This is a genomic window from Rhizobium sp. TBD182, assembly GCF_001950375.1.
Classification (GTDB): Bacteria; Pseudomonadota; Alphaproteobacteria; order Rhizobiales; family Rhizobiaceae; genus Agrobacterium; species Agrobacterium tumefaciens.
This window is the reverse complement of sequence record NZ_BDLN01000012.1, coordinates 72,937-83,270: the sequence shown is the minus strand read 5'-3', so window position 1 is coordinate 83,270 and position 10,334 is coordinate 72,937. Positions and strand designations below refer to the sequence as shown.

At 57.2% G+C, this 10,334-nt stretch carries 8 protein-coding genes and 3 pseudogenes; 5 read left to right on the top strand and 6 right to left on the bottom strand.

Going from position 1 to position 10,334, the window contains the following annotated elements; genetic code table 11:
- The first annotated feature begins 124 nt into the window (after positions 1-124).
- Positions 125-1,135 (top strand): plasmid partitioning protein RepB, encoded by a 1,011-nt coding sequence (gene repB, locus T18_RS24310; protein ID WP_040132353.1) that lies wholly within the window; start codon positions 125-127, stop codon positions 1,133-1,135.
- Between the two features lie 206 nt (positions 1,136-1,341).
- Complete coding sequence (gene repC / locus T18_RS24305; RefSeq protein ID WP_010892452.1) at positions 1,342-2,661, top strand: plasmid replication protein RepC; 1,320 nt, start codon at positions 1,342-1,344, stop codon at positions 2,659-2,661.
- Here repC and T18_RS24300 read toward each other — a convergent pair.
- From T18_RS24300 to T18_RS24275, 6 genes and pseudogenes are all read right to left on the bottom strand, one after another.
- Positions 2,602-3,570, bottom strand: a pseudogene (locus T18_RS24300) (recombinase family protein). The gene repC and the pseudogene T18_RS24300 overlap by 60 nt on opposite strands.
- Positions 3,561-3,871, bottom strand: a pseudogene (locus tag T18_RS28060) (integrase); the annotation flags it as partial. The pseudogenes T18_RS28060 and T18_RS24300, both read right to left, overlap by 10 nt.
- Positions 3,872-4,302: 431 nt before the next feature.
- Positions 4,303-4,578: pseudogene (locus T18_RS28055) on the bottom strand (EAL domain-containing protein); the annotation flags it as partial.
- A gap of 150 nt (positions 4,579-4,728) precedes the next feature.
- Positions 4,729-5,811, bottom strand: a complete 1,083-nt coding sequence (locus T18_RS24285) for a site-specific integrase (protein ID WP_080864007.1) — start codon at positions 5,809-5,811, stop codon at positions 4,729-4,731.
- Between the two features lies 1 nt (position 5,812).
- On the bottom strand, positions 5,813-6,214 hold the full coding sequence (locus tag T18_RS24280) for a type II toxin-antitoxin system VapC family toxin (RefSeq protein ID WP_010892456.1): 402 nt from the start codon (positions 6,212-6,214) through the stop codon (positions 5,813-5,815).
- Positions 6,214-6,468: a type II toxin-antitoxin system Phd/YefM family antitoxin gene (locus T18_RS24275; RefSeq protein ID WP_040132270.1), complete on the bottom strand. Its 255-nt coding sequence runs from the start codon at positions 6,466-6,468 to the stop codon at positions 6,214-6,216. Before T18_RS24275 ends, T18_RS24280 begins: the two co-directional genes overlap by 1 nt.
- Positions 6,469-6,702: 234 nt before the next feature.
- Here T18_RS24275 and T18_RS24270 point away from each other — a divergent pair, with 234 nt between their 5' ends.
- The 3 genes from T18_RS24270 to T18_RS24260 all read left to right on the top strand — a co-directional run.
- Positions 6,703-7,656: a DUF1403 family protein gene (locus tag T18_RS24270; protein ID WP_010892457.1), complete on the top strand. Its 954-nt coding sequence runs from the start codon at positions 6,703-6,705 to the stop codon at positions 7,654-7,656.
- A 2-nt stretch (positions 7,657-7,658) separates the two neighbouring features.
- On the top strand, positions 7,659-8,339 hold the full coding sequence (gene scpB, locus T18_RS24265) for an SMC-Scp complex subunit ScpB (protein ID WP_010892458.1): 681 nt from the start codon (positions 7,659-7,661) through the stop codon (positions 8,337-8,339).
- Positions 8,340-8,428: 89 nt separating this feature from the next.
- The coding region (locus T18_RS24260) for an ATP-binding protein (protein WP_210187547.1) at positions 8,429-10,334 on the top strand (1,906 nt) is incomplete at its 3' end.

The following is a 10,334-nucleotide window of genomic DNA, read 5'->3' as shown; positions in this document are numbered from 1 at the left end:
CACTTGAGGAAGGCCACGCTGGCTGGCCGGTTCGCGGTCACATTGTCCTGTTGGGAGCTCCCAACGGATCGGCGCTTGCTTCAGAGGGGCCATGGCAGAACGCCAAACCGAAGAGACTTTTATCATGAGCCGTAAAGACGCAATTGACTCGCTGTTTCTCAAGAAGCAACCTTCGACGGAAAGGCCATCCATCGATAAGTCGGCCGTTCGCGTTCGGACTGGTGCGATCTCTGCGATGGGTTCTTCGCTGCAAGTGATGGCCGAGGGAGCAAAAGCCGCATCTCGGTTGCAGGATCAATTGGCTGCGGGTGAAACCGTCGTGTCTTTGGATCCGTCCATGATTGACGGGTCGCAGATCACGGACCGCCTCCCCGTTGACGTCGATCCGAAGTTCGATCAACTTGAAGCGAGCATTTCACAGGATGGGCAGCAAGTACCAATCCTTGTTCGCCCGCATCCTGAGACCACCGGTCGATATCAAATCGTGTATGGCAGACGGCGGTTGCGCGCAGCCGCCAATCTACGAAGAGAGGTTTCCGCAATTGTCCGAAATCTCACGGACCGCGAACTGGTCGTGGCACAGGGGCGTGAGAATCTTGATCGTGCCGACCTCTCCTTCATTGAGAAGGCGTTCTTTGCCCTGCGCCTTGAAGAGGCCGGGTTTGATCGGCCAACGGTCATTGCGGCACTATCGACCGACAAAGCCGACCTTAGCCGCTATATAGCTGTGGCCAAAGCTATACCGCTGGATCTCGCTACACAAATAGGTCCCGCGTCAAAAGCTGGCCGGTCGCGTTGGGTTGCACTTGCAGAAGGTCTCGCGAACTCCAAAGCGGCGGACGCAATTGGTGGGGTGCTTGAATCTGAGCTATTCCGGACGTCCGATAGCGACACCCGCTTTTCTCTTGTTCTCAAGGCTGTTTTGAAACCTGCGGTAAAACCTTCAAAGAGCGTGAAAGCTTGGAGCATGCCCAAAGGTAAAAAGGCGGCTGTAATCCAAAAAGATACCGGACGAACGGCTTTGATTTTTGACGAAAAACTGGTGCCTGCATTTGGCGAATTCGTTGCTGACCAGTTGGACCGTCTGTATGCCCAATTCATAGAAACAACGGATGGGGAGAAGCTCGACCAATAACCCAATTTCCATCGATCCGAGGTTCACTCAGATGAGATGAAATGAACCGCAAAAGAAAAAGGCCCCCGAAACGGCGTTCCGGAAGACCTTCTCTATAGTCTCGCAGCTAAGAGAATCGCATTTTCAGGAATCCCAGTCAAGAGTCCCGTGAGGGAAAGTATCGTTTCGACGAGCTGATTTCTTTTGCCTAACAAAGGTACAAGGAAATGCAGACGCATTTATCAACGACGCCCTTTGGGCGGCGGCCGATGACTCTCGGCCAGATTTCAAGTCAGATGTCAGCAAAGGCCGTGGCGCCTGACGCTACCGCAAATAAATGGCATGTGTTCCAGAATATCCGGGAGGCGAGGGAACTGCTCGGCGCAACGGATCGCTCGCTTGCGATCCTCAATGCCTTGCTGACCTTTCATCCCGAGACAACGCTTACCGGCGATGGTGAAATCATTGTATGGCCATCCAACGAACAGCTAGCGGCACGCGCCAATGGCATGCCGGCGACGACGTTGCGTCGGCATCTTGCAGTTCTCGTGGAGTGCGGCCTGGTCATCAGGCGCGATAGCCCGAACGGTAAACGCTTCGCGCGTAAGGGCAGGGGTGGCGAAATCGAGCAGGCCTACGGCTTCGATCTGTCTCCGATCGTGGCGCGCGCCAAAGAATTCAGAGATATGGCCGAAGCGATCCAGGCTGAGAAGAAAGCCTTCCGTGTCGCGAAGGAGCGGCTGACGCTGTTACGCCGTGATATCGTGAAGTTGATCGATGCGGGTATCGAAGAGGGCGTTCCCGGCAACTGGTGCGGAGTGCAGCAGGTGTATCAAGCGATTATCGGCAGGCTACCACGCTCCGCACCAAGACAGCTTGTGGAGGAGATCTGCATCGGTCTTCATGCGCTGTACATAGAAATCCGTGACGTCTTGGAATCTTTCGCAAAAACACAGATTCAGGACGCCAATGAGTCCCATTTTGGTCGTCACATACAGAATTCAAAACCAGACTCTATACCTGAATCTGAATACGGCTTTGGAAATAAACCAGAAGCGGGCGGCACGGTTGAGGAATTCGACAACGTGCGAAGCCTGCCGAAGCGGGAATTGCCATTAGGAATCGTGCTGAATGCCTGCCCGAGCGTGCTGGAACTGGCTCAGGGTGGCGAAATCCGCCATTGGCGCGATTTTCTGGCGACTGTCGAACTTGCTCGGCCGATGCTGGGTATCAGCCAGAGCGCCTGGCGGGAAGCACTCGATGAGCTGGGCGAGCAGCATGCGGCAATCACGCTTGCGGCGATCTATCAGAAGGCCGACCAGATTGGATCGGCAGGCGGATACTTGCGTAACCTGACAGATCGAGCCCGTGATGGTAAATTCTCAACGTGGCCGATGATCATGGCACTGCTGCGGGCTAAACTTGATGCGCAGAAGGTGAAGGCTGACGATCGGCTGCCCGCGTTGAACGAGACGGCCGACAATGGATCAGGGCTGCGGGCATCCGATGCGCTGCTGAGAACTCTCGGCAAGTCGAGGCCGAAATGAATATCCGGTTAGGCTTGTTCGGGCTGCACCGGGAGCGGTGCTGGATCTTCGCGCGCGATTGATCAGGTTCTTGACCGACGAAGGAGACCATTTGGTGCCACCACGCCGCGTACGCTCATGAAGCCGTTCCAACTGGCTTGCGATCTCACGCAAAGTGCGTTCAGAGTTGGAGGGATGAATCCCTGCGACCAGCGTCATAAGCCGGTCTTCCGGGAGGCGCGGCGGCGATTTTTTCAGCCACGCGATATCCGCCATGCCTTCGGCCACCATTCATTTCACGGCGCGGCGAAGACGTTCTGGCGTCCAGTCGAACCCGCGCTGCTTCAGGACGCACGCGATATCGTCCCAGCTGTGGTCGGGACGCATGCGTAGTAAGGTTGGAATCCATTGATTGTCCGTCGCCTGGACGCGATCACCGTAGGCTGCCTTCCGAGTGGCGATCATCCTCGCCAGTGCATCCGGGAGGCATTCTCGGATCCCAGGGTTGCCCGGCTTCTTACCCTTTGCCTTCGCGGCGCTGATACCTGCCTTCGTGCGCTCGGATATCAGCGCGCGTTCGAGTTGAGCCACGGCGCCGAGGACTTGGAGCGAAAACATGCCTTGCGGCGTCGAAGTGTCGATCGGATCTCTCAACGACCGGAAATGCGCGCCTTTTGCCGTCAGAGCGTCGATTACCTCTAGCAAATGACTGACGGAACGCGCCAGGCGGTCGAGCCTGACCACGACGAGGGTGTCGCCCGCGACGATTTCCAGGACGAGTTTAGCAAGAGCCGGTCGGTTGCGGGAAGCGCCAGACCCGTATTCTTGAACGATCGAGGCACAGCCGGCAGAACGAAGTTCCATCTCCTGCGCTTGCGTGGTTTGTTCGTCCGTTGACACACGCGCGTAACCGATCAAGTATAGTTCCAAGAGGGTGAGGAAAGGCGGCGTTCGATGGTCGAGACAGAGTTCGCTTTTGCACCCCGTTCAGCCGTGCCGGAAGCGCAGGCCGTGATGTAGAGCCCAACGGTTTTCGGGTGCGGGAGAGGTGAGACAGATTGGACCGCCGACACCAAGCGGCAAAATGCTTCCAGTCTGCGGCATAAGCCTTGCGGGTATTCGCCGAACTCGCCGCCTCGACGTAGCCGCGTGCGCGCTCAGTGAGGTCGGCTAGATGGACAGGCGTAGGGTCCTAGACGGTAAGAGAGGGGAGGGGGCCGTCATGCAACACCGCCGGTGCCGAAACATCTTGCCCAGCCGCCGTGTCGAGAGACGGCGCTAGTGGGTCCTCGACGTGATATTCGCTGTTTTGCTCGATGATTTGGGTCGTTATCAATATAAAGAGCAAATGTCCAATAATGCCTTCGAGAGGAAATTTTCAAATACGCAGCGGATAGCGCCGCGTTAACGTCTGGTGCCCATATCTTCACAGATCCGTCCGAGAACTCCGCACACCATTAGTTGCCGATCGTTTCCGCGTTCTGAAGCGGTCTTGACCGCATGAGAGGTCAACGGCGCGCTTCGTGAAGGATTGCCTTGCTGCTTATCCCGACTGTCCGGTCGAAATGGTGGGCTTTTCGTTAAATGCCCGCGAGCCTGAAAGCGCGATTTGGCCGGAATCAAGGATTTCCTGCAGAGGGCCCGGTCGGCCGAGCAGGTAACCTTGCCGATCGCTAGTACCGCACGGATGATAGCTCTAATTTGTGGAGTGCTTTCACTCATAAATGAGCGATCGAGTTTGATCTTATCAAAGGGGAAAGCGCGCAGTGTGTCGGGCGATGAATAGCCCGTCCCAAAGTCATCGAGCGCAACACTCACGCCGAGTCCTTTTATCTGGCGCAACGAGTGCAGTGCGCGTTCACGATCAGCGAAGATGGTCGATTCCGTCAGTTCGATTTCCAGCCGCTCCGGCGGCAGACCCGTTTCGACCAGTACGCTACGCTTTAGAATAGCGAAGCGCACAAACCGACAACATGTACCCTCCTTGTATCAGGCTGCGTTTCGCGGAGGTAGCGATTTTGTTTCAATTCTGCGTTCGACGTTTGCCAGGTCACGAAGTTGGTAATTTTGCGACCCGCCGGATGGCCTTTATAGACCAGCAGCTTTGGTCAGGTTGATCAGAAAGCGATCCCGCCGCCGCTGATATCTGCGGGTCATCTCCGCTGAAGCGTGGCCTAAATGCTTCTGCACATATCGTTCATCGACTTCGGCAGACGAGGCAAGACCCGCGCGTAGGGAGTGCCCTGAGAATTTGAATTGTCTCTCGATCTCGGCCAGGTCGCCTCGAATGCCGGCAGCCATGGCTGTGCGCTTGACCAAACGGGCGATTTCCTTGTCGTTCAAGCGCTCCGACCCAACGGACTTCCCCTGTCCGGTAACCCGACGAAAGAGCGGGCCATGCGCAAGTTTGGCGAACTTGATCCACGTTTCGACGTTGGCGACAGGGCAGGTGGCGTCGGACGAGCCACGACCGATCTCGACTTCACGCCAACCGGTCTTGCCGCGAAGCGTCACCAGCATGCCCTTGTCGAGGATCTCGATCCAGCCGCGACCATCTTCGGTCTGATCCGCTTTAAGATCGAGACCAACGATCTCCGAGCGCCGAAATCCACCGGCGTAGCCGATCAGCAGCATGGCCCGGTCGCGCAGGCCGCGCAGGGTGCCGCGATCGAGCGTTTCGATCATGGCGATGATATCGGTTGCCATGACCGCTTCCTTCTGCACCGGCGGTTTGGCGTGGCTGTTGCGGATACCGGCCATGACAGTTGCGATGTGCCGATCCTTGCGGTCGAGAGCCAGGCCGCGTTGGGAATAGTTCCAGGAAATCGAAGACAGGCGGCGCTCGATCGTCGAAACGGAATTTGGCTTGGCTCCACGGTCCACGGATCCCGAGGCACATGCCGTGATGTAGAGACCGACCGTTTGCGGCTGCGGGGGGAGCGGGGAAAGATTGGAGCGCCGACACCAGGCGGAGAAATGCTTCCAGTCCGATGAATAGGCCTTGCGTGTATTGATAGAACTGGCCGCCTCGACATAGCCGCGCGCCCGATCGGTGAGATTCTGGAGGTGGGCCGGCAGGCCGGCCCCTGGGTGAGGGGCAGGGGAGGGGATTTCGGTTCGCGAAATAGGAGAACCGTCCGCCACGCGCTGTTCCTCGACTGTTTCTTTCATCTCAAACATCCCATGGATTGATCACAGTGGCGTCTGTGTCCTCAAAGTCCTTGACGTTGCGAGTGACGAGGATCAGATCATGGACTATAGCAGTGGCTGCGATCAGCCCGTCGATGTCGCCGCGGGGACGGATCGCGGAAATGCGGCCCCATTCGACTGCGATCTCGTCGGTCACCGTCAGGATGCGATCAGCATGATCGTGGCGCAACTTTCGCAGCCATTCGGCAAGATGAGCTGCAGCCCTAAGATCCGTTTTTTGTTTCAGGGCAATGCCGCGCATGATCTCACCAAGTGTAAGCGCACTCAAGTGGACGCTGAGCGGATTGACCGAGCGCAGCCACGATACTGCTTGGGGTGTGCCCCGTCTTGCCTCCGAGACGATATTCGTGTCCACCAGATACATCAGAAGGCCACGTCGCGGCTTGAGACCTTGGCTCGCGCGTCGACCGCGTCAGTGAAGGTCTCATCCCAAGCGGGGCCTGTCAGCAGATCGTCGACCAAAGTCGGCCGTCCTGCGCGCAAGTCGTCATAGTCTTCAGCGGACAAGACGACCGCTGTGCGCTCCCCACGCACGGTGATCTCCTGCGGCCCTTCAAATCGCGCTTTTTGTACCACTTTAGAGAATTGGTTTTTGGCGTCCTGTAGCTGCCATTCCATCCATTCACTCCAATCTAGCTAGGCTGTCTAGCCGTAATTATCATTTTTTTCGTACGCTGGAAAGACTAGAGACCAAGCTTGCTGAGTCATATTGCGGGAATTTGGCCGCATTTCCTTATAATGAGGAATACGTCCGATAATGCAAGATTATCGGACGTTTTGTCTTGCCGACAGGGCGTGCGGTTAATTGAGATAATGGTGGTATAAACCGCGCACGTACTCTATGCTTCGCTTATGGATTCGCTCGCGCCTCCCGTTCCAATCATCCATAGTTGGACGCCTCGTCTGCCAGGCTGGGCGCGACAACGAACTCACGACACCAGCGAATCCGATGCGGCCTTCGCCGCCGGTATCGCTCTGAAATCGCTCGACGATCTGATCCGCACCGACCCGCCATGGCTCGGCTGCTGGCGCGATCGCCTTGCGCTCAAATCCGCTGCTGTCGCTGCCCGGATGTTCGGCCGCAGTGAGGACGAAATTCTGATCCGCGATGCGGCTTTGCTCACCCAGCCCGGCGACGATCCCGGACCGGCCGGCAACATGTTTTTGGCCACGCGAATGCTGGTGCGTCGAACCGGGACGATCACCACCCCCTTTGTTAAGGAGCTTGCCGCGCTGCTGGGGATGAGGTGGGACGATAGCCTTGTCCAGGTTTCGGAGTTGATCGATACCGCGATCCAGTCCGGGCGGGCGGCACCCCTCGCAGTTGCCGAGCTTGTATCGGCGATTTCGACCCTTCGTCCGGACGCCGAGGTGCTCTCCCTTGGGCTGGCCGACGTCGTCCTGGCCCGCCAGCTGAACTGGCCAAAACCGGTGCCCATACTATTGCCTGAGCGCTTTGGCCCCGCCTTCCGCACCATCGGTGGCCGCGGTCGCGTCCGGCCGGGGGAGCCAGCCTATCCGAAAGCGATCTGCCTGGCGCTGGTCAATGGCGTCGAGGACGCACTCCGCTCCGCCGTCGAGATTGATCGGCGGGCCGCGCGGCTGTTGGCCGTGGCGCCAAAGGTGCGGACCAAGGGCGCTGAGCCGGTGATCCGCAGGTTGTTGACCGAAGATGCCGTGCCGGCGTCGGCGCCGGGCTCAAAACTGTCGCGCTGGGCAGCCCACCGGCTGTTCGAGCGTCTGGAAAGTTTCGAGGCGGTGCGCGAGCTCTCCGGCCGCTCCGCCTTCCGAATTTTTGGATTGTGATCATGGCCGGATCTCCTGCACTCGAACCATCTCGTCGAAAGGCGAACGCCGCAGACGAACTTCTTTATGATCGTGAACTGGATCAGTTCCCGGCGGAGATGCGCTGGCGGGAATGGATGATGCGGGTCGAGGCGGTGATCTTTGCTTCGGCCGAGCCCGTCAGCCGAGAGACGCTGGCGCGGGTGGTGGGGAAGGAGTGCAGCATCGATCTGCTGATCGATGATCTCAGGGAGGATTTGCAAGGCCGGCCCTATGAACTGGTGTCGGTCGCCGGCGGTTGGCAGCATCGAACCCGGCCGCGGTTCGCCGACACCATCCAAGCGTCAGCTGCTCCAACACGCGGCACGGCAACAATGTTGTCGGAGTTCGAGGCGATGGTGCTGATGGCGGTGGGATATTTTCAGCCGATCACCCGAGGCGAACTGTCGAAGATTTTTGGCAAGGAAGTCAGTCGCGACGTCATGGGTAATCTGCGTGGCGCAGGGTTCATCCGCTCCGGGCCACGCAGCCCGACGCCGGGTGCACCCTATACCTATGTGACGACAACGCACTTTCTTTCCACCTTCGACATGGAGACGCTGCGCGACCTGCCGAACATCGAAGCGCTCGAAGATGCGGGTTTGCTGAGCAAAACGGAAGTCGCCGTAGAAGCTCAGGCCGAAGGCGATTCAGAAGAAGAATAGGTTTCAGTGAGTTACTGGTGGCTCTTCTTTGGCGATAGACGAGAAAAATCGATTGCTGCATAAAGTTGTAGATGCTCGGGGGAAATAAAATGCCGTCATTGAAATCAAATCTCGTCAAAAGAATCGATCGCCTTCCCAAACCCGGCAACGCGGCTGATGCTATGCAGCCTCTTTTTGAGGCGGTGAGCAATTCAATCCATAGCACTCAAGATCGCTTCAAGGAGAACGTCGCAACCAACGGCAAGATCGTCGTCACTCTGACGATGGCTCGTCGGCAGGCGCCTGCCAAGATCATCGTCGAAGACAATGGTATCGGGCTCGATTCGAAGAACTACGAGGCGTTCACCACAACCGATACCGACAACAAGATTGCCCGTGGCGGCAAAGGTGTTGGAAGACTTCTCTGGCTAGACTCTTTTGAGGCGATCAGCGTCTCAAGTAAATCGCAGGAGAATGGTCGAGGCACGCGTCGGAAATTCCGCTTCGTTCTATCGCGGTCCGAGCAGATTCAGGACTATGAAGAAAGCAGTATTGACGGTGTAGCGCCCGAAACCGGCGTGATGGTCGAGTTCAGCGGGCTTCGCGACAACGGCTACCGCGCGAAGTTCCCTGGCAGACCCGCGTATGTGTTCCAGCACTTCACATCTCATTTCCTGCCGACGTTTATCGGAAGCCGTTCGCCTCAAATCACAGTCCATTGTGGAGACGAGACTCGTCACTACCCTGAAGAGATCAACTCAATTATCCATCGCCGTGAGACCATCGAGAACATTGCGACCGTCGACTACGGGCCGCTCACCTTAACACTGATGGAGTGCGACAAGATCGCGAGCGCGGATTTGCAGGGGTCGCACTTCGTTCATTTTATTGCCCACGACCGCACCGTCCATTCCCAGAAGATCGACGGTAAGCTTGGGCTGAAATATTTCGGACCGAACGAGGACCGGGTGTTTCATGCGGTACTGACAGGTAAATACCTAGACGACAATGTCAACCAGGAGCGAACCAAGTTCCAGTTCGAAGATGCCATCCTCGATCGCATCGTAAATGACGTTTGTACTCCTCACATCGAGAAGTTTCTGGCCGAGCCATTGCAGTCATTACGACAGGATCAGCGAACAAGGGTCAAGGCGATTACCGAATCCTATCCGTCAGTCGCCTTCGGTGATGTCGATGAACTACAGGAGAAACTCCCCTCTGGCGAACTGAACGATGACGCCATCTTCGGCCACCTTTCGCGTGAACGGTATCGAAGGGACCAACGACAGGCAGAAAAAATTCGTACCGTGCTCGAACGCCTGAAGGAGCCATCAGTCGACGTCAACACGTTCGCCGGCGCCATCGAGGCTGCCGGTAAGGCGATCGAAGAGGCGGAGCAAAAGAGCCTCACTGAATATATCGTCCGCCGAAAGGTCGTGCTCGATTTTATCGAAATCCTCCTCGAGAAAGTTCGTGACGACACGCGCGACAGCAGCTATCAGCGCGAAGACATCTTGCATTCCTTCATCTGCCCGCTGCGGGTGAACACCTTGACCAATGGCAGCAGAAAGGTCGTTCCGGCATCCTCACACGACCTTTGGATCATCGACGAGCGCTTGACGTTCGCTCAGTATTTTAGCTCCGATGCGGAATTCCAAAACCTTTCCGACGCCGTCGCCAGCGAAGAGCGTCCGGATGTTCTGATCTTCGATCATGTGCATGGGCTCCGTCAGACAGAGGATCCGTCAAGGGTGCTACTTGTCGAGTTCAAGCGCCCCGGGCGAACAAGCTACGCCTCAGAGGAAAACCCCCAGCATCAAGTCGAGCGCTACGTGCGACGATTGCTCGAAGGCGGCAAGCTTGACGTCAAAGGGAGACCCATAAAGCTGAAGGATGATACCGTTTTCTACTGCTTCATTGTTGCGGATATTGTCGGCAAATTGGATGAGTGGACCTATTCATGGGACCGGACCGCGGACGGCAGGGGACGTCTTTATCAGCCGCGGTCAGGCTTCA